Below are 18,559 nucleotides of genomic sequence, written 5' to 3'. Positions count from 1 at the left end.
GCGCGAGGCGTACGGCAGGGACGTCCGACGAACCACGTACGACAATCCGCTGCAAACCGGAACGTATGGGATGGGGGTCCCGGGTGCAACGACGTCGCCTGCGCGAAGTCGCGATGTGGCGCCCTGCTGTTCGACCGGTGCCGGTACTGTTCGGCGAATGAGCTCGCTTAATCTCGACGACTTCACCGATCTGATCGAGCGTCCGGACGGCGGGGTGCGCCGTGACGCCGAGGCGCGCCGGGAGCGGCAGATCGTGCCGCCCGGGTCGCTGGGCCGCCTCGATGACCTGGGTGAGTGGCTGGCCGCGGCGCAGTCGGCCGTGCCGGTGCGGCCGATCGAACGGCCGCGGGTGGTGCTCTTCGCCGGTGATCACGGCGTCGCCGAGCTGGGTGTCTCGGCCCGGCCGGCGGGCGGCGCCGGGGAGTTGGTGCGTGAGGTGCTGGAGGGCGGCCGGCCCGTATCGGTGCTGGCGCGGCGTCTTGGCGTGCCGGTGCGGATCGTCGACATGGCCCTGGACTGCGACCCGGAGTCGCTGCCCGAGGACGTCGTGCGGCACCGGGTGCGGCGCGGCAGCGGGCGGATCGACCTCGAGGACGCGCTGACCCTTCAGGAGGCCGAGGCGGCGTTCCGGGCCGGGGTCACGGTGGCTGACGAGGAGGCCGACTCCGGTACGGATCTGGTGGTGCTCGGCGATGTGAGCGTCGGTGGGACCACGGCGGCGGGCGTGCTGGTCGCGGCGCTGTGCGGGGTCGACGCGTCGGTCGTCACCGGCCGGGGCGGGCTGGCGATCGACGACCTGGCGTGGATGCGCAAGTGCGCGGCGATCCGCGACGCGCTGCGCCGGGCCAGGCCGGTGCTCGGGGACCAGTTGCAGCTGCTGGCGGCGGTCGGCGGGGCCGACCTCGCGGCGATGACGGGCTTCCTGCTGCAGAGCGCGGTGCGGAAGATGCCCGTGGTGCTCGACGGGGTCGTGACGGCGGCGTGCGCGCTGGTCGGGCAGCGGATCGCGTTCCGGGCGCCGGACTGGTGGCTGGCCGCGCACGACAGCGGCGAGCCCGGGCAGGCCAAGGCACTGGACCGGATGGCTCTGGAGCCGCTGCTGACCCAGGGCGTGACCGTCGGCGAGGGCGCGGGCGGCCTGCTCGCGCTCCCCCTGGTGCAGGCCGCGGCGGCGCTGGCGGCGGAGCTGCCCGAGAAGCCGAAGGAGTCCGAGGAGCCGGAGAGCGCCGAGGCCCCTGAGGCCTCGAAGGCTTCCGAGGTTCCCTCCGAGCAGTAGCGTTCCGGGAGATCCTGGTCACGCGCACCTGGCTCAACTTCGTCCCGTTCCGGTCGGTCTTCGCGTGTGATGTCGGTTTGACTGAGCCACCGACACCGTGCACACCCGACGTACCGACATCCGGACGAGGACGACCCGATGACCACGCTCGCCCGCTGGGCCCGTGCCGAATGGGAGCCGCTGTACGCGGCCGTGCGCGGGCCGCTGCGGGAGCGGCGCCTGCGGGCCGTGCCGATGGCGGTCACGGCCGTGTGCCTCACGGCCGTGCTGCACGTGGTGCACCACCAGTCCTGGGGCTACCGGTTCGTGCAGGACATCGGGGCGGTACGGGCCGAGGACCCGCTGTGGCTCGCGCTCCTGCGGACGCCGCTGTCGCTGTTCGTGCCCGCGCTGGACCTGCCGGTGTGGGGTGCGCTGGCGCAGCTGCTGCTGGTGTTCGGCATCGCGGAACTCTGCCTGGGCCGGTGGCGGACGCTGCTCGTCGCGTACCTCGCGACGCTCGCGGGCACGCTCTACGCCCGCCTCGGCATCTGGCTGGGCCCCGACTCCCCGCTGGGCCTGCCCGCCTCGGACGCCCGGGTCGTGGACACCGGGCCGTCGGCGGCGGTGGTGGGACTGGCCGTCTGCCTGGGGTGGCGCTACCGCGCGTACGTCACGGCCGGGGCGGTGATCGTGGCGATGGTCGCCGAGGTCGCCGTGAAGGAGAACCTGGCGGGCAAGGAGCATCTGGCGGCGATCGCGGCGGTGCTGGTGGTGTGCGCGGGCGGTGCGCTGCGCCGGCTGCACGTCAGTGGTGTTCGAGGGACCGGGGCTGCTGCGGGTCGGGCGCGCCGCCGATCCAGTCCTGGAACGCGCGCCGGGGGCCCAGCCAGCGGCGGTCGTGACGGTAGGCCCGCAGGCCGGACTTGGCGCGGGCGCGGGGGCGGCGCCGGTAGAAGCGCTTGGCCCAGTAGGAGCCGGGGCGGGCCAGCCGTACGGCGCCGATCAGGGCGATGACGGGGACGATCACGCCGAAGACCGCGAGGCGGGTCTTGCCCTTGAACAGGGCGATGAGGGCGAACACGAAGTTCACGGCGATGTTCACGATCACGGTGGCGCGGCTCTGCTCCTGGTCGTCCGAAAGGCCGTCGACGCCCAGGGGCGAGAAGCCGATCAGGAGCAGTCCGACGAGGGAGGCGGTGAGGACGACCATCTCGATGCTCTTGCGGCCGGCCTCGCTCCAGTAGACGTCGGCCAGGTGCAGGACCAGGGCGAACTCGTCGAGGACGAGACCGGCCCCGATGCCGAAGACCACCGCGGCCAGCCCCGAGCCGAAGCCGTGCTGGCCGCTCGCGACCGCCCCGAAGCCGCCGGCGATCATCAGGATGATCCCCGGGACGACGTGGTGGACGTGGACACCGCTGCTGCTGCTGACATTGCGGAAGGGGCCCTTGCCCGCCCGGATGAGGCGGGTGATGCCCCGGGTGATCAGGAAGGTCACCACGAAGGAGATGAGGGCGAGGAGCAGCGGCAGCTTGCCGGGTTCGATGATGTTCCGCTCCAGCCATCCCATATGTGAACTTTATCCTCGGCCGCCGCATCCGCTCTTCTGACCGGCGGGTAGCCTGCGCCGGTGCCCAGAACCTCGCCCCTCGACGGTCTCCGCTTCGCGTTCGGCACCCTCACGGTGTTCCCGGTCCGGGTGACCCGGTGGGACCGGGAGGCCGCGCGCGGCGGCATGCTGTGCGCTCCGCTGGCCGGGCTGGCGGTCGGTGCCGCCGCTGCCGCCGCCGGGCTGGGGCTGCTGTTCCTGGGCGCGGGCGGACCGCTCGCCGCCGTGACCACCGTCGCCGTCCCCGCCGTCCTGACCCGGGGGCTGCACCTCGACGGACTCGCGGACACCGCCGACGGGCTGGGCAGCGGCAAGCCCGCCGAGGACGCCCTGCGGATCATGAAGCAGTCGGACATCGGGCCGTTCGGGGTCATCGCCCTCGTCCTCGCCCTGCTCGCGCAGGCCGCCGCGCTCGCCCAGGCCTACGACGCCTCCTGGGCCCGGGGCGCGTGTGCCGCCGTCGTCTCCGCGACGGTCGCGCGGCTGGCCCTGACCCTGGCGGCCCGGGCCGGGGTGCCGGCGGCGCGGCCGGAGGGGCTGGGGGCGGCGGTGGCGGGTGTGGTGCCGGTGCGGGGGGCGGTGGTCGCCGCCGTGGCCGTCGCGGGAGCCGCGGCAGCGGCCGGTGCCGTCCTCGGGCCGTACGACATGATCCGGAGCGTGCTCGCGGTCGTCCTCTCCCTGGCCGCCGCCGAGGTGCTGCTGCGTCACTGCACCCGCCGCTTCGGCGGGGTCACCGGGGATGTCTTCGGCGGTCTGGCGGAGACGGCGGCGACCACGGCGCTGGTCGCTCTGTCACTGGGCTGAAACGATCTCCTCGTCCCTCTCCTGCACGGACCGCCCAGCCGCTAGCTTTCTGCCCCGACACACAAGTGATCGGGGGATGTTCATGCCGAAGCTGCGCCGTGCCCTGGCCTGGCTCATCGATTTCGCACTGGTGGTGGCCCTGGCCTCGGCGCTCGCCGTGCTCACCTTCCACAGGATCTCGGCGCTCGTCACCGACGTGCCCGAGCTGGCCACCCGCGGCGGCCTGGATCTGCTGACCTCGCGCGGCGACGTGCTCGACGCCTCCCAGGACCTCGGGCTGACGCTGTGGGACAAGTCGGTGCTGTACGTCGAGCAGGCCTTCGGGCTGCTGGTGCTGACGGTGTTCCTCTACCAGTGGGTGTGCTTGGCGGTGGCCGGGCGCACGGTCGGCAAGGCCCTGGCCGGGCTGAAGGTCACCCCGAACCTCCCGCGCAGGCTCAGGGCGGCGCGGCGGGCCGCGGTCACCACGGTGGCGGACGTCGCCGTCTACGCGGTGGCCTGTGTGCTGCTGGTCGAGGGGCAGGTCGTGCTGTCGGTGCTGGCGTGGGTGGTCGCGGTGGCGCTGTTCCTGCTGAACACGCTGCCGGTCCTCTCCCCCGGCCGGCGGTCCCTCGCCGACCGGGTCGCGGGCACGGCGGTCACGGGGATCGGCCTCAGCATGCCTGCCGCCACGCCCCTTGTTCGTACTTCTTGAGCAGCGAACTCAGCTTCAGGCGGCGGGAGTCGGCGCAGAAGCGGCCGGTGGGCACCTCGTACTCGACGTGGAAGACGGCCTTGCCCGCCTCCACGAACGGCTTCAGGGCCCCGCACTCGTCGTACTGGGCGCACTGTTCGTTGACCGCGAAGTCGAAGTCGCCGACCAGCTCCGGGATCTGCTCCAGGTCGTTCTTCAGGCCGACGGCCAGGCCCCGGTCGTGGGCCAGGCGGGCGATGAGGCGGTTGCAGCGGAGCTGGTCGGCGGCGGTCAGCGGGAAGCCGGTGTCGTTGCGGTAGCCGTCCATGTTGTCGGGCTCCACCGCGTCGAAGCCCTTGTCGCGGCACATGTCCATGCGGGCCGCCATGATCGGCTCCAGGACGTCGGTGCGGCGGATGTCGAGCCAGCGTTCGCCCTCCCAGCCGTTGCCCCGGCCGAGACCCGCCTTCGGGAACTTCTTCGCGTCCGGGCGGAACTCCTCCCAGGCGCCGGTGGACAGGTAGCAGATGACCTTGCGGTCCTCGCGGTGCAGCCGGGCGACGGTGGCCTCGGAGTGGTCGAAGCCGTCGATGTCGTAGACCGGCACGTCGACGGAGGTGTCCAGCCGGCCGCTGAGCTGCCACTGCCAGCCCGTGCCGGGGCGGGGCTGCCAGCGGGGGCCGGGCTTGTCGTCGGGGCCCTGGGTGCAGCCCGCGAGCAGCAGGACGAGCAGTGCGGCGAGCAGGGGGCGTCTCACGGGGCGCTCTCCGGGTTGTGCAGGGTGTACGGCAGGGTGCCCCAAGGATGATCTCCGGTTCCGGGCACGGCGCAGTGCACCGCCGCGCCCCGCTCCCGCGCCAGGCGCTCGGGGTCGGCGCCGGGCGGCACGCCGTACACCAGGTGGCACAGCCGTACCCCGCCGTCGCCGGGCCGGGGCTGGGCAGGCAGGGTGCGGTAGGCCGCCCAGGGGCCCTCGAAGGTGACGAGGAGGTCGGCGATGCGGGCGTAGCAGGGGTGCGGTGCCGTGCCGTGGTTGAGGACGAGGGTGCCGCAGCCGACGCCCCAGGCGGCCACCGCCAGCCGCTGGTAGTGCTCGAACTGCTCGGGCCCGGACGGGACCTGGTCGAGGAAGGCGCCGTCGGTGCCGTACCAGTCGCGGTGCCGGGTGAGGTCGCGGACGACGTCGGTGGCGGCGCGGCGGCCGTAGTCGGTGTCGGCGTACCCCAGCACCCGAACATGAAGCCGTGCTCGCGCCGCCACTGGGCGGCGTAGGCGGCGTCGTCCGCGGTCATGCGGATCGGCGTGGTGCCCTCGCCGTCGCCGCCCGCGCAGTCGAAGTCGCCCGGGGTGCAGTTGCGCTCGGTGTCCCAGCGGCTGTCCGGGGCGAACACGTCGTCGACGTGCACGTCGAAGGAGTTGCGGGTCTGCCCGAGGTGCACGCCCTGGGTGAGCCACTCGACGATGCCCCGGGCCGGCAGCCGGAACTGCTGCTGGTTGCTGTTGCAGGCGAAGGTCACGACGAGTTCGCGGCGGCCGTCGTGGGCGTACTCCCCGACGAGGCTGCCGCGGTCTGAGCCGCCGGGCACGGGGATGTCGACGTAGCTGGCGAAGCCGGCGCGGGGCCGGGCCACATGGCCGTAACTCTCCTGGACGGCCGCCGCGTTGTCCTCGAACCGGAACGCGCCGTCGAGATAGCCGAACCAGCCCGCCTTCCCGGCCACGGTGACGGATGCCTCGCGTCCGTCAAGAGTGCCCGCCCAGCCACCCTCGCTGGTGTAGTCGAGTCCGACCTCCGGGTGCGCCCAGGTGTGGGCGTCGACCTGCGGGATGCCGTACGTCCGCTCGTAGGTCTCCAGGGCGGTCTGCTCGGCGGAGCCCGCGCCGAACGGGGATTCGTTCGGCAGGACGACGCCCTGGTACTTGGCGCGGGGGCTGCCGTTCACCGTGTCGCTCAGGAACGACTCGGTGATCTTCGGGCGGCCGGCGTCGTTCAGGTCGACGGTCGTGTACGGGACGCCGGTCTCCTGAGCTGGGCGGTCACGGCCCGGACGGAGCTGTCGCCGTTGTCCACCACCAGCACCTTCAGATCGATGCGGGGTCCGCCGCGGCCGCCGCCCCGGGCGTCACCGCGCCCGCCGTGATCATGCCGGCCACTGTCACCGCGGCGGCCGTGCTTCTCCACCTGCGCGCACGCTGCGCCATGGTTCCTCCCCCAGTGGATCCCAGGGATCCCCTTGCGGTCGAACAGAGGAGGATCCGTGGACATCATGCAAAGCGGCGAGCAGGGCGCTCACCGGATCCCGACGAGCGTGACTCAGTTCACCGACATAAAGGATCAAGAAATGGCCACTACGCCACCGACAGGTGAACGCCCGCAGGAATGAGCGAACACGGCCACGCGCGTAGTCTCGTCGTCGAGTGTTCGCCGCACCGGGGAAGGCCCCGTGATATCCGAACCCCGAGGTCGCAATAGGGTCGGCTGTCGGGCCCGGTCGACCCACACCGTTCGACCACAGCAACTTCACATCGGAAGCGAGATTTCACCACCGTGACTGCTCTCACTCTCAGCACCGCCGCGGCGCCCGGTCTGCGGGCCGACGCCATCGTGATCGGTGTCGCCAAGGGTGCCAAGGGGCCGGTCGTCGCGCCGGGCGCCGAGGCCGTGGACAAGGCGTACGACGGCAGGCTCGCCGCCGTTCTGGAGACCCTCGGCGCCTCCGGCGCCGAGGGCGAGGCGACCAAGCTGCCGGCGCCGTCCGGCTTCAAGGCACCGCTCGTGCTGGCGGTGGGCCTGGGCCCGGTGCCCGAGAAGGACGCCGGTTACGACACGGAGGCCCTGCGCAAGGCCGCCGGTGTCGCCGCCCGCGCTCTGGCCGGGTCCAAGAAGGCCGCCTTCGCCCTCCCCCTCACGGACGCCGCCGACGCCGGCGCGATCGGAGAGGGCGCGCTGCTCGGCGCCTACTCCTTCGACGCCTACAAGGACAACGGCAAGGACCCCAAGGGGAAGAACGGCAAGACCCCGCTCGCCGAGGTCGCCCTGCTCGGCGGCAAGCCCCGCGACAAGGCGTACAAGGCCGCGATCGAGCGTGCCGTCGCCGTGTCCGAGGAGCTCAACCGCGCCCGCGACCTGGTCAACACGCCGCCGAACGACCTGAACCCCGAGTCGTTCGCCGCGATCGCCCAGGCCGCGGCCAAGGAGCACGGCATCAAGGTGCAGGTGCTCGACGTGAAGGCCCTGGAGAAGGGCGGCTACGGCGGCATCCTCGGCGTCGGGGCCGGCTCGGCGGCAGGGCCGCGCCTGGTGAAGCTGTCGTACACCTCCTCGAAGGCGAAGAAGCACCTCGCCTTCGTCGGCAAGGGCATCACGTACGACTCGGGCGGCATCTCGCTGAAGCCGGCCGGTCACAACGAGACGATGAAGTGCGACATGAGCGGCGCGGCCGCGGTGTTCGCCGCGGTCGTGGCGGCCGCCCGGCTCGGGCTGGAGGTCAACGTCACCGGCTGGCTGGCCCTGGCCGAGAACATGCCCTCCGGGTCCGCGACCCGTCCGGGTGACGTGCTGCGGATGTACAGCGGCAAGACGGTGGAGGTGCTCAACACCGACGCGGAGGGCCGGCTGGTGCTGGCCGACGCCCTGTGGGCGGCGTCCCAGGAGAAGCCGGACGCGATCGTGGACGTCGCGACGCTGACCGGGGCGATGGTGCTGGCGCTGGGGAACCGGACGTTCGGGATCATGGGCAACGACGACTCCTTCCGTACGGCGCTGTACGAGGCGGCGGAGGAGGTCGGGGAGCCGGCGTGGCCGATGCCGATGCCGGAGCACCTGCGCAAGGGGATGGACTCGCCCACGGCCGACATCGCGAACATGGGCGAGCGGATGGGCGGCGGACTGGTCGCCGGGCTGTTCCTGCGCGAGTTCGTGGGCGAGGGCATCACCTGGGCGCACCTCGACATCGCCGGGCCGGCGTTCAACGAGGGCGGACCGTTCGGGTACACGCCGAAGGGCGGGACGGGCAGTGGCGTACGGACGCTGGTGCGGCTGGCGGAGCTGACGGCTGCGGGTGATCTGGGCTGACCTTCGCCTGAGAGCTCGGTCTCGTCCGTCGTGTGGCGAGTGCGGGGGCGTGGGGGCTGTTCGCGCAGTTCCCCGCGCCCCTTCAGGGCGTGACCTGCGGGCTGGTCGCGCCCGCGCGGCGGAGCCGCAGATCAGACACAGCCCCGCGCCCCTTGGGCAACGTGGGGCGTCTCACACAGCAGCCCGGCGTCTCCTTCCGTGCTGACAAGTGCGAAGATGGGGCTCGGCAGGACAGGGCCCCACCGAAGGGCCGAAGAACGAGCGGCCGGACACCAGCCGCCTGCCGGTCAGTGAAGACCGGCGTACGGCGCACATGCATGGAGGACGTGACGTGGCGAACGACGCCAGCACCGTTTTCGACCTAGTGATCCTCGGCGGTGGCAGCGGTGGTTACGCCGCGGCCCTGCGCGGGGCGCAGCTGGGCCTGGACGTCGCCCTGATCGAGAAGGACAAGGTCGGCGGCACCTGCCTGCACCGAGGTTGCATCCCCACCAAGGCCCTGCTGCACGCGGGTGAGATCGCCGACCAGGCCCGCGAGAGCGAGCAGTTCGGTGTGAAGGCCACCCTCGAGGGCATCGACATCGCCGGCGTCCACAAGTACAAGGACGGCGTGATCGCCGGCCTGTACAAGGGGCTCCAGGGGCTCGTCGCCTCCCGCAAGGTGACCTACATCGAGGGTGAGGGGCGGCTGTCCTCCCCGACCTCCGTCGACGTGAACGGCCGGCGCGTCCAGGGCCGCCACGTGCTCCTCGCGACCGGCTCCGTGCCCAAGTCGCTGCCGGGCCTGGACATCGACGGCGACCGCATCATCTCCTCGGACCACGCCCTCGTCCTGGACCGCGTACCGAAGTCCGCGATCATCCTCGGCGGCGGTGTCATCGGCGTCGAGTTCGCCTCCGCTTGGAAGTCCTTCGGCACCGACGTCACCATCGTCGAGGGCCTGAAGCACCTCGTCCCGGTCGAGGACGAGAACTCCTCCAAGCTTCTGGAGCGCGCGTTCCGCAAGCGCGGCATCAAGTTCAACCTGGGCACCTTCTTCGAGAAGGCCGAGTACACCCAGGACGGTGTCAAGGTCACCCTCGCCGACGGCAAGGAGTTCGAGGCCGAGATCCTGCTCGTCGCCATCGGCCGCGGCCCGGTCTCCCAGGGCCTGGGCTACGAGGAGGCCGGCGTCGCCATGGACCGCGGCTACGTCCTGGTCGACGAGTACATGCGCACCAACGTCCCGACCATCTCCGCCGTCGGTGACCTCGTCCCGACCCTCCAGCTCGCGCACGTCGGCTTCGCCGAGGGCATCCTGGTGGCGGAGCGCCTGGCCGGTCTGAAGACGGTCCCGATCGACTACGACGGTGTCCCGCGGGTGACGTACTGCCACCCGGAGGTCGCCTCCGTCGGTATCACCGAGGCCAAGGCCAAGGAGATCTACGGCGCGGACAAGGTCGTCGCTCTGAAGTACAACCTCGCGGGCAACGGCAGGAGCAAGATCCTGGGCACCGCGGGCGAGATCAAGCTCGTCCAGGTCAAGGACGGTGCCGTCGTCGGCGTCCACATGGTCGGCGACCGCATGGGCGAGCAGGTCGGCGAAGCCCAGCTGATCTACAACTGGGAGGCGCTGCCGGCCGAGGTCGCGCAGCTCATCCACGCCCACCCGACGCAGAGCGAGGCGCTCGGCGAGGCCCACCTGGCCCTGGCCGGCAAGCCGCTCCACGCGCACGACTGACCCCTCGGTCGACGAACGCGACGACACAGACTTCCGCACTTTCCGTAAGGAGCAACCGAAACCATGGCGGTTTCCGTAACCCTTCCGGCGCTCGGAGAGAGCGTCACCGAGGGCACTGTCACTCGCTGGCTGAAGGCCGAGGGTGAGCGCGTCGAGGCCGACGAGCCGCTGCTCGAGGTCTCGACCGACAAGGTCGACACCGAGATCCCCTCGCCCGCCGCCGGTGTCCTGGCGTCCATCAAGGTCGCCGAGGACGAGACCGTTGAGGTCGGCGCCGAGCTGGCCGTCATCGACGACGGCACGGGCGCGCCCGCTGCCGCCCCGGCCCCGGCCGCCGAGCAGGTCGCCGAGCCCGCTCCCGAGCCGGCCGCGGCCGCCCCGTCCACCGAGCAGGCCGCCCCGGCGCCCGCTCCCACCGCCGACGCCGCCGCCGGCGGCGGCTCCGCCCAGGGCACGGACGTCGTCCTGCCCGCGCTCGGCGAGTCCGTCACCGAAGGCACCGTCACCCGCTGGCTGAAGTCGGTCGGCGACAGCGTCGAGGCCGACGAGCCGCTGCTCGAGGTCTCCACCGACAAGGTCGACACCGAGATCCCGGCGCCCGCCTCCGGCACACTGCTGGAGATCGTGGTCGGCGAGGACGAGACCGCCGAGGTCGGCGCCAAGCTCGCCGTCATCGGCGAGGCGGGTGCCGCTCCGGCCGCCGCCCCGGCGCAGGAGGCCCCGGCCGCCCCGGCCCAGCCCGAGCCCACCCCGGCCCCCGCTCCGGCTCCGGCGCAGCCCGCCCCGGCTCCGCAGGCCCCGTCGGCTCCGGCCCCGCAGCAGCAGGTCACCCCGGCTCCCGAGCCGGCCCCGGCCGCTCCTGCTCCCGCCCCGGCTCCGGCCCAGGCACCGGCCGCTCCGGCCGCCGCCCAGCCGGCCGACGACGGCGCCTACGTCACCCCCCTGGTGCGCAAGCTCGCCGCCGAGCACGGCGTCGACCTGTCCACCGTCAAGGGCACCGGCGTCGGCGGCCGTATCCGCAAGCAGGACGTCATGTCCGCCGCCGAGGCCGCCAAGGCCGCCGCCGCTGCGCCGGCTCCGGCCGCCGCCGCTCCGGCCGCCGCCAAGAAGGCCCCGGCGCTGGAGGCGTCCCCGCTGCGCGGCCAGACCATCAAGATGCCGCGGATCCGCAAGGTCATCGGCGACAACATGGTCAAGGCCCTGCACGAGCAGGCCCAGCTGTCCTCGGTCGTCGAGGTCGACGTCACCCGCCTGATGAAGCTGCGCGCCCGTGCCAAGGACGCGTTCGCGGCCCGTGAGGGCGTCAAGCTCTCCCCGATGCCGTTCTTCGTCAAGGCCGCGGCCCAGGCGCTGAAGGCGCACGCGCCCATCAACGCCAAGATCAACGAGGCCGAGGGGACCATCACCTACTTCGACACCGAGAACATCGGTATCGCGGTGGACTCCGAGAAGGGCCTGATGACCCCGGTCATCAAGAACGCCGGTGACCTCAACCTCGCCGGTATCGCCAAGGCCACGGCCGAGCTGGCGGGCAAGGTCCGCGCCAACAAGATCACCCCGGACGAGCTGTCCGGCGCGACCTTCACCATCTCCAACACCGGGTCGCGCGGCGCGCTCTTCGACACGATCATCGTGCCGCCGGGCCAGGTCGCGATCCTCGGCATCGGTGCCACGGTCAAGCGCCCCGCCGTCATCGAGACGGAGGACGGCCCGGTCATCGGCGTCCGCGACATGACGTACCTGACCCTGTCCTACGACCACCGCCTGGTGGACGGGGCCGACGCGGCCCGTTACCTGACGGCGGTCAAGGCCATCCTGGAGGCAGGCGAGTTCGAGGTCGAGCTCGGGCTGTAGTCACCAGGAGCAGCAGTACGGTGCCCCCGTCCGGATATCTCCGGGCGGGGGCACCGGCTTGTTCGGGGGCGCGGGGAACTGCGCGACAAGCCACGAACGATCCGCGGTCGCCCACCGACGGAACGGACCGGACTCCAGGGCGCGCCACACGCACCATGTGCAACTCGTCTCACCTGCGTGAAAGCACCCTCGTCAGCCTCACTCGCGGAGCGACCCGGCCGTATTGTCTAAACGTCAATCCCGCCTAAGGAGCCCACATGACCGCCCCCGTCATCCACTCGCTGCGCGAGCAGATCCGCGAGCACATCCTGGAGGGGATCATCAGCGGACGGTGGCAGCCGGGCGAGCGGATCGTGGAGCGCCGGATCGCGACCGAACTGGAGGTCAGCCAGACCCCGGTCCGCGAGGCCCTGCGCGAGCTCGAGTCCCTGCGCCTGATCGAGTCGGCTCCGAACAAGGGCGTCCGCGTCAGGAACCTGACGGCCGCCGACCTGGAGGAGAGCTACCCGGTCCGGGCAGGCCTGGAGGCCATCGCCGCGGAACTGGCGGCCCAGGGCCTCGCCGAGGACTGCTCGGCTCTGGAACCCCACGTCAACGCCCTCTACGAGGCCGACCGCGTGTCCGACGGCACGGCCCAGGTCCGCCACACCGTCGCCTTCCACCGTGAACTGGTCCGCGCGGCGGGCAACTCCGTCCTGCTGCACACCTGGGAAGGCCTCGGCATCGAGGTGTTCACGGCCCTGTCGATCCGCTGGCTGGGCACGCAGCAGCAGTCGTACGCCGAGGAGCACGAGGAGCTGGTCGCCGCGTTCAAGCGCCGCGACCCCCGGATCGCGGAACTGGTGAAGGCGCACGTCCTGGGCTGCGCGCCCCGGGCGTGACACCCGAGCACACCTCCGCTCAAACGCCCCTCGACCTGCGAAAACACCGATTTGCAGGGTCACTCCGTGCCACCGCGGGAGGCACCCCGTGCCTACTTTCTCGTGATCAAGAGGTTTTGCCCCTCAACCCTTTGATCGATCATCGATCAGCGAGTTACAGTCGCCGACGGGCTTGCCACCCAAGCTCCAGCCCTGTCCTGCCAAAGACAAAGGGCACCCCCGATCCCCTTACGTGAGGGAACCCCCTTCGACTGAGGAAGGCGGCGACATGACCGACCCCAACGCCATCCAGCCGAGCGAGCTCGACCAGCTCCCGGACCGGGACCCGGAGGAGACCGCCGAATGGCAGGCCTCCCTGGACGCGGTGACCGAGGCGGCCGGGCCGCACCGTGCCGCGTACCTGATGCGCCGCACGCTGGAGCGCGCCGAGGGCGCCGGCATCGCGCTGCCGAAGCTCCTGGAGACGGACTACGTCAACTCCATCCCCACCGCCGCCGAGCCGGCCGTGCCCGGTGACGAGGCGATGGAGCAGCGGATCACCGCGTGGAACCGCTGGAACGCGGCCGCTATGGTCACCCGGGGCAGCAAGTACGGCGTCGGCGGCCACATCGCCACCTTCGCCTCCGCGGCCTGGCTGTACGAGACCGGCTTCAACCACTTCTTCAAGGGCAAAGAGGCCGACGGCTCCGGCGACCAGCTCTACATCCAGGGCCACGCCTCCCCCGGCATCTACGCCCGCGCGTTCCTCGACGGCCGTCTGACCGAGGAGCAGCTCGACAACTTCCGCCGCGAGTCGGGCGGCAACGGCCTGCCGTCCTACCCGCACCCGCGCCGCCTGCCCTGGCTGTGGGAGTTCCCGACGGTGTCGATGGGCCTCGGCCCGCTCTCCGCCATCTACCAGGCGCGCTTCAACCGCTATCTCACCAACCGCGGCATCAAGGACACCTCCGCCTCGCACGTGTGGGCGTTCCTCGGCGACGGCGAGATGGACGAGCCCGAGTCGACGGCGGCACTCGCGCTGGCGGCCCGTGAGGAGCTGGACAACCTCACGTTCGTCATCAACTGCAACCTCCAGCGCCTCGACGGCCCGGTCCGCGCCAACTTCAAGATCGTGCAGGAGCTGGAGGCCCAGTTCCGCGGCGCCGGCTGGAACGTCATCAAGACGCTCTGGGGCACGGCCTGGGACGAGCTGTTCCAGCTCGACACCACGGGGGCGCTCGTACGCCGCCTGCGCCAGGTACCGGACGCGCAGATCCAGACGTACCAGACCCGCGACGCGGCCTACATCCGCCAGGACTTCTTCGGCGCCGACCCGGCGCTGGCGGAGATGGCGAAGCTGCTGAGCGACGACAAGATCCTCGAGTGCTTCCACTTCTCGCGCGGCGGTCACGAGGCGCGCAAGGTGTACGCCGCGTACAAGGCGGCCGTCGAGCACAAGGGCGCGCCGACCGTGATCCTGGCCCAGACGGTCAAGGGCCACACCCTCGGTGAGGGCTTCGCGTCGAAGAACGCCAACCACCAGATGAAGAAGCTGACGGTGGACGAGTTCAAGAACATGCGCGACCTGCTCGGCCTGCCGATCAAGGACAGCGACTTCGTCGACGGCGTGGTGCCCTACGGCCACCCGGGTGCCGACTCGCCCGAGGTCCGCTACCTCCAGGAGCGGCGTGCCGCCCTCGGCGGTCCGGCCCCGGCCCGCCGCGTCCACCCGGTCGCGCCGCTGCCCGCCCCCGCGGAGAAGGCGTTCGCGTCCTTCGACAAGGGCTCCGGCTCGCAGAACGTGGCCACCACCATGGCGTTCGTCCGCCTGGTGAAGGACCTGGTCCGCGACAAGGAGACCGGCAAGCGCTGGGTGCCGATCGTCCCGGACGAGGCGCGCACCTTCGGTATGGAGAGCCTCTTCCCGTCGCTCGGCATCTACTCGCCGAAGGGCCAGACGTACGAGCCGGTCGACCGCGACCAGCTGATGTACTACAAGGAAGCCCGGAACGGGCAGATCCTCAACGAGGGGATCACCGAGGCCGGTTCGATGGCCGACTTCATCGCCGCTTCGACGTCGTACGCGACGCACGGCGAGACGATGATCCCGTTCTACATCTTCTACTCGATGTTCGGCTGGCAGCGCACGGCCGACCAGATGTGGCAGCTCGGCGACCAGCTCGGCCGCGGCTTCCTCGTCGGCGCCACGGCGGGCCGTACGACGCTGACCGGTGAGGGCCTCCAGCACGCCGACGGCCACTCCCCCGTCATCGCCGCGACGAACCCGGCGGCGCTGACGTACGACCCGGCGTTCGCGTACGAGGTCGCGGCCATCGTCAAGGAGGGCCTGCGCCGGATGTACGGCGAGGCGGCCCCGGGTGAGGACCAGAACGTCTTCTACTACCTGACGGTCTACAACGAGCCGCTGCCGCAGCCCGCGAAGCCGTCCGTCGAGGGCATCGACGAGGGCATCGTCAAGGGCCTGTACCGCTTCAACACGGCGGAGTCGGCGGGCATCACGCCCCCGGCCAGCGCCCCGCGGATCCAGCTGCTCGGCTCCGGTACGGCGATCCACTGGGCGCTCAAGGCGCAGCAGCTGCTGGCCGACGAGTGGGGCGTGGCGGCCGACGTGTGGTCGGCGACCTCATGGAGCGAACTGCGCCGGGACGCCCTGGAGGCGGACGAGGCCCTGCTGCGCGGCGAGGAGCGGATGCCGTTCGTCCGGCAGGCGCTCCAGGGCGCCGAGGGCCCGGTGCTGGCGGTCTCCGACTACATGCGCCAGGTCCCGGACCAGATCGCGCAGTGGGTCGAGCAGGACTGGTCCTCGCTGGGCGCCGACGGCTTCGGCCTCTCGGACACCCGTGAGGCGGCTCGCCGCCACTTCGGTGTCGACGCCGAGTCGATCGTCGTCGCGGCCCTGGCCCAGCTCGCGGGGCGCGGCGAGGTCAAGGCGACGGCCGTGAAGGAAGCGCGCGCGAAGTACGGCCTGTAAGGGCTTGTGTGCAGGAGGCTCCCGCTGCGGCGGGGGCCTCCTCCTGCATGATGTGGTGCATGCGCGCTGCCCGGCTCATCAAGATGGTGCTGCTGCTCCAGTCCCGGCCCTCCATGACGGCGGCCGAGCTCGCCCGTGAGCTGGAAGTGTCGGAGCGGACGGTCACCCGGGACGCCCAGGCGCTGTCGGAGGCGGGAGTACCGGTGTACGCGGACCGGGGCCGGGTCGGCGGGTACCGGCTGGTCGGCGGGTACCGTACGCGGCTGACCGGGCTGCACCGCAGTGAGGCCGAGGCGCTGTTCCTGTCCGGGGTGCCGGGCGCGCTGCGCGAGATGGGCTTGGAGGACGCCGCCTCGGCGGCCCGGCTGAAGGTGTCGGCCGCCCTGCTGCCTTCCCTGCGGGACGCGTCCAGGACGGCGGCGCAGCGGTTCCACCTGGACGCCCCGAACTGGTTCAGGGAGCCGGAGACGCCCGTACTGCTGCCGGCGGTCGCCGACGCGGTCTGGGACGACCGGCGGATCACCGCGCGCTACCGGCGCGGGGAGGACGAGGTCGTCCGGGAGCTGGAGCCGTACGGGCTCGTGCTGAAGGCGGGCGTCTGGTACCTGTGCGCCCGGGTGGCCGGGGGCGGGTCCTTCCGGGTGTACCGGATCGACCGGTTCACGGCGGTGGACCCGGGAGAGGAGCGCTTCGAGCGGGAGCCGGAGTTCGATCTGCCGGCCTTCTGGGAGGAGCGGGCGGAGCAGTTCGCCCGGTCCATCCTGCGAGCGCGTGTCGTGGTGCGGCTGTCCCCCGATGGTGTGCGCCGGCTGCCGTACGCCCTCGACTCAGTGTCCGCCCGTGAGGCCCTGGCGGAGGCGGACGACCCGGACGGCGACGGCTGGGTGACGGTGGCCCTGCCGGTGGAGTCCGGGGAGGTCGCCCACACCCAGCTGACGGCACTTGGCCCGGAGGTGGAGGTACTGGCCCCGGAGAGCCTGCGCGAGCGGTTCGCCGGGGACGCGCTGCGGCTGGCCCGGCTGTACCACCCCCGGGACGGCGTATAACGATCCCGCGCACTCCGGGTGCGCCCCCGTGCCCCAGGGCCGATGCTGGACCCGTGATGGACGAGACGGAGTTCTGGGAGCTGGTCGACGACACCCGGGAGGCCGCCGAGGGCGACCCGGAGGAGCAGGCCGACCTGCTCGTGGAGCGGCTCACGCAGAAGGACCCGGACTCGGTCCTGGACTTCGCCCGGCACTTCGAGTCCCGCTACAACCGGGCCTACCGCTGGGACCTGTGGGGCGCCGCCTGGGTGCTGCTCGACGGGGCGAGCGACGACGCCTTCGACTTCTTCCGCTGCTGGCTGATCGGCCAGGGGCGCCATGTCTTCGAGGGCGCCGTGCACGACCCGGACTCGCTCGCCGAGCTGCTGGACGACTTCGACGAGGAGATCGACGGCGACGGCGAGGAGCTCGGCTACGCGGCGGACGAGGCCTACGAGCAGCTCACCGGCACGGTCGCCCCCGACCTGGGGATCCCGCCCCCGCCCCCGGAACCGGAGGGCACCCCGCTCGACTTCGAGAACGAGGAGCTGCTCGCCGAGCGCTATCCCCGGCTGTGGGAGCGCTTCAGGGGCTGATCAGCGAGGTGAGCGTGGGTCTGATCCGCCCTGACCGCGTCGTGCAGCGGGGCGGCGTTGGCTTGGTCGAGGGCGGACGCGGTGGCCGCTGCCGGGCCCAGGACGACGGTCGCGACCGCGCAGAGCACCGCCCAGGGGCCGGGCGCCGTCCCGGGCCGGGTACTGCTGTTCATGATCCCCACCTCCGGTCGGCTGACTGTGGGGTCGACGGTAGGGCGCCGGGATCTGAGGCCCCTGCGCGCCGGCTGTGGCCTTCCTGTGGGCCCGCCGGCCGGCCCTGCAACCGGGCGGCCAGCTGCCTGATCTCGGGCAGCCTGGCGTGCAGGGCGGCGCCCGGGCAGCTGGTCATGTAGCCGTCGTTGTGGCCGGCGAGGGCGGGCAGCTCGGCGGCGGTGCCGGCCGCGTACCGGCTCAGGCCGTTGCTGGAGACGAGGCGGACGCGCGCCCGCGGGTCGGTGCCGGTCAGGCCGAGCTTCCAGGCGGACAGCGCGGCGATGGCGTGGATCATCGCCCGGGGTACGGGCATGCCCGCGGTGAAGGTGCCGAGGGCGGCGATGCCGGTGGTGCGGTGGTTGAAGCCCTGGGTGTGGGCGCCGGTGACGGCCCGCTCGACGCCGCCGGCGCGGCCCTCGTAGACGGTGCCGCAGCGGTCGACGACGAAGTTGTAGCCGATGTCGTCCCAGTCGCGGGTGCCGGTCTGGCCGGTGTACAGGTCCCGCAGGATACGGGGCACGTCGGCGCAGTCGTAGCCGTTGGGCGAGTCGGTGTGGTGGACGAAGACGGCGGCGACCCGGTCGTCGTAGCGCGGGCGGGGCTGCCTGCGGGCGGCGTCGCCCAGCCACTGCGATCTCGGCACGATGTGCGGGCGCGGGGCGGTGTAGGCCATGGCGGCGGGGCGGTCCGCGGCCGGGCGGGCGCCGGTCTCGGCGGCGTGCTCGACGCCGTGGGCGCACAGCACCAGCGCCGCGACGGCGGCGACGCCCGGCAGGCAGCCGAGCAGCAGCCGGGCCGCGCGCGGCACAGTGGCTATGCCGGGTGTCCCGGCGGCGCGGCGCCTGCGCGTACCCCGCCGTCTTCGCAAGACACGCATGGA

15 protein-coding genes and 3 pseudogenes are annotated in these 18,559 nt (G+C 72.1%); 12 read left to right on the top strand and 6 right to left on the bottom strand.

The window, feature by feature from the left end; translation table 11 throughout:
• The first annotated feature begins 157 nt into the window (after nucleotides 1-157).
• Together cobT and ACIBL4_RS14275 are read left to right on the top strand one after the other, a co-directional pair.
• The gene (gene cobT / locus ACIBL4_RS14280; RefSeq protein WP_399409734.1) at nucleotides 158-1,276 is read left to right on the top strand and encodes a nicotinate-nucleotide--dimethylbenzimidazole phosphoribosyltransferase; all 1,119 of its coding nucleotides are present in this window, start codon (nucleotides 158-160) and stop codon (nucleotides 1,274-1,276) included.
• A gap of 138 nt (nucleotides 1,277-1,414) precedes the next feature.
• Nucleotides 1,415-2,053 (top strand): annotated as a pseudogene (locus ACIBL4_RS14275) (hypothetical protein); the annotation flags it as partial.
• Nucleotides 2,054-2,063: 10 nt separating this feature from the next.
• Here the strand turns inward: ACIBL4_RS14275 and ACIBL4_RS14270 are convergent.
• On the bottom strand, nucleotides 2,064-2,828 hold the full coding sequence (locus ACIBL4_RS14270) for a hypothetical protein (protein ID WP_399409732.1): 765 nt from the start codon (nucleotides 2,826-2,828) through the stop codon (nucleotides 2,064-2,066).
• A gap of 60 nt (nucleotides 2,829-2,888) precedes the next feature.
• Between ACIBL4_RS14270 and ACIBL4_RS14265 the strand changes: the two genes are divergently transcribed.
• Complete coding sequence (locus ACIBL4_RS14265) at nucleotides 2,889-3,671, top strand: adenosylcobinamide-GDP ribazoletransferase (RefSeq protein ID WP_399409730.1); 783 nt, start codon at nucleotides 2,889-2,891, stop codon at nucleotides 3,669-3,671.
• 82 nt (nucleotides 3,672-3,753) lie between these two features.
• A complete protein-coding gene (locus ACIBL4_RS14260; protein WP_399409728.1) occupies nucleotides 3,754-4,365 on the top strand; it encodes an RDD family protein in 612 nt (203 codons plus the stop codon).
• On the opposite strand, the gene ACIBL4_RS14255 is transcribed toward ACIBL4_RS14260, so the two are convergent.
• The 3 genes and pseudogenes from ACIBL4_RS14255 to ACIBL4_RS14245 form a co-directional block, all read right to left on the bottom strand.
• Nucleotides 4,325-5,101 carry an endo alpha-1,4 polygalactosaminidase gene (locus ACIBL4_RS14255; RefSeq protein WP_399409726.1) on the bottom strand — a complete coding sequence of 259 codons (777 nt, stop codon included), beginning with the start codon at nucleotides 5,099-5,101 and terminating at the stop codon, nucleotides 4,325-4,327. The two genes, ACIBL4_RS14260 and ACIBL4_RS14255, sit on opposite strands and share 41 nt — an antisense overlap.
• Nucleotides 5,098-5,604: pseudogene (locus ACIBL4_RS14250) on the bottom strand (spherulation-specific family 4 protein); the annotation flags it as partial. The gene ACIBL4_RS14255 and the pseudogene ACIBL4_RS14250, both read right to left, overlap by 4 nt.
• Nucleotides 5,583-6,546, bottom strand: a pseudogene (locus ACIBL4_RS14245) (hypothetical protein); the annotation flags it as partial. The pseudogenes ACIBL4_RS14250 and ACIBL4_RS14245, both read right to left, overlap by 22 nt.
• A 56-nt stretch (nucleotides 6,547-6,602) precedes the next feature.
• On the opposite strand from ACIBL4_RS14245, the gene ACIBL4_RS14240 reads away from it, so the two are divergent.
• The 8 genes from ACIBL4_RS14240 to ACIBL4_RS14205 all read left to right on the top strand — a co-directional run bounded on the left by ACIBL4_RS14240 (nucleotide 6,603) and on the right by ACIBL4_RS14205 (nucleotide 17,466).
• The gene (locus ACIBL4_RS14240) at nucleotides 6,603-6,728 is read left to right on the top strand and encodes a hypothetical protein (RefSeq protein ID WP_399409724.1); all 126 of its coding nucleotides are present in this window, start codon (nucleotides 6,603-6,605) and stop codon (nucleotides 6,726-6,728) included.
• A 164-nt stretch (nucleotides 6,729-6,892) separates the two neighbouring features.
• The gene (locus ACIBL4_RS14235) at nucleotides 6,893-8,419 is read left to right on the top strand and encodes a leucyl aminopeptidase (RefSeq protein WP_399409722.1); all 1,527 of its coding nucleotides are present in this window, start codon (nucleotides 6,893-6,895) and stop codon (nucleotides 8,417-8,419) included.
• Nucleotides 8,420-8,750: 331 nt separating this feature from the next.
• The gene (gene lpdA, locus ACIBL4_RS14230; RefSeq protein WP_399409720.1) at nucleotides 8,751-10,139 is read left to right on the top strand and encodes a dihydrolipoyl dehydrogenase; all 1,389 of its coding nucleotides are present in this window, start codon (nucleotides 8,751-8,753) and stop codon (nucleotides 10,137-10,139) included.
• Between the two features lie 63 nt (nucleotides 10,140-10,202).
• Nucleotides 10,203-11,993 carry a 2-oxoglutarate dehydrogenase, E2 component, dihydrolipoamide succinyltransferase gene (gene sucB, locus ACIBL4_RS14225; RefSeq protein ID WP_399409718.1) on the top strand — a complete coding sequence of 597 codons (1,791 nt, stop codon included), beginning with the start codon at nucleotides 10,203-10,205 and terminating at the stop codon, nucleotides 11,991-11,993.
• Between the two features lie 257 nt (nucleotides 11,994-12,250).
• Nucleotides 12,251-12,874 carry a GntR family transcriptional regulator gene (locus tag ACIBL4_RS14220; RefSeq protein WP_150480437.1) on the top strand — a complete coding sequence of 208 codons (624 nt, stop codon included), beginning with the start codon at nucleotides 12,251-12,253 and terminating at the stop codon, nucleotides 12,872-12,874.
• A 268-nt stretch (nucleotides 12,875-13,142) separates the two neighbouring features.
• On the top strand, nucleotides 13,143-15,845 hold the full coding sequence (gene aceE / locus ACIBL4_RS14215) for a pyruvate dehydrogenase (acetyl-transferring), homodimeric type (protein WP_399409716.1): 2,703 nt from the start codon (nucleotides 13,143-13,145) through the stop codon (nucleotides 15,843-15,845).
• A gap of 59 nt (nucleotides 15,846-15,904) precedes the next feature.
• Nucleotides 15,905-16,891, top strand: a complete 987-nt coding sequence (locus tag ACIBL4_RS14210; protein ID WP_399409713.1) for a helix-turn-helix transcriptional regulator — start codon at nucleotides 15,905-15,907, stop codon at nucleotides 16,889-16,891.
• Nucleotides 16,892-16,944: 53 nt separating this feature from the next.
• Nucleotides 16,945-17,466, top strand: coding sequence for a DUF4240 domain-containing protein (locus ACIBL4_RS14205; RefSeq protein ID WP_399409711.1), 522 nt, complete (start codon nucleotides 16,945-16,947; stop codon nucleotides 17,464-17,466).
• Here the strand turns inward: ACIBL4_RS14205 and ACIBL4_RS14200 are convergent.
• Entirely contained in the window at nucleotides 17,433-17,639 is a 207-nt protein-coding gene (locus ACIBL4_RS14200) for a hypothetical protein (RefSeq protein WP_399409709.1), read from the bottom strand. The two genes, ACIBL4_RS14205 and ACIBL4_RS14200, sit on opposite strands and share 34 nt — an antisense overlap.
• Nucleotides 17,636-18,556: a peptidoglycan recognition protein gene (locus tag ACIBL4_RS14195; RefSeq protein ID WP_399409707.1), complete on the bottom strand. Its 921-nt coding sequence runs from the start codon at nucleotides 18,554-18,556 to the stop codon at nucleotides 17,636-17,638. The genes ACIBL4_RS14200 and ACIBL4_RS14195 overlap by 4 nt, the downstream gene beginning before the upstream one ends.
• Nucleotides 18,557-18,559: the final 3 nt, after the last annotated feature.

The sequence above is a fragment of the Streptomyces sp. NPDC050416 genome (assembly GCF_044458845.1).
In the GTDB taxonomy this organism is placed as follows: Bacteria; Actinomycetota; Actinomycetes; order Streptomycetales; family Streptomycetaceae; genus Streptomyces.
The sequence above is the reverse complement of the archived record's forward strand: the minus strand, read 5'-3'. Positions and strand labels throughout refer to the sequence as shown.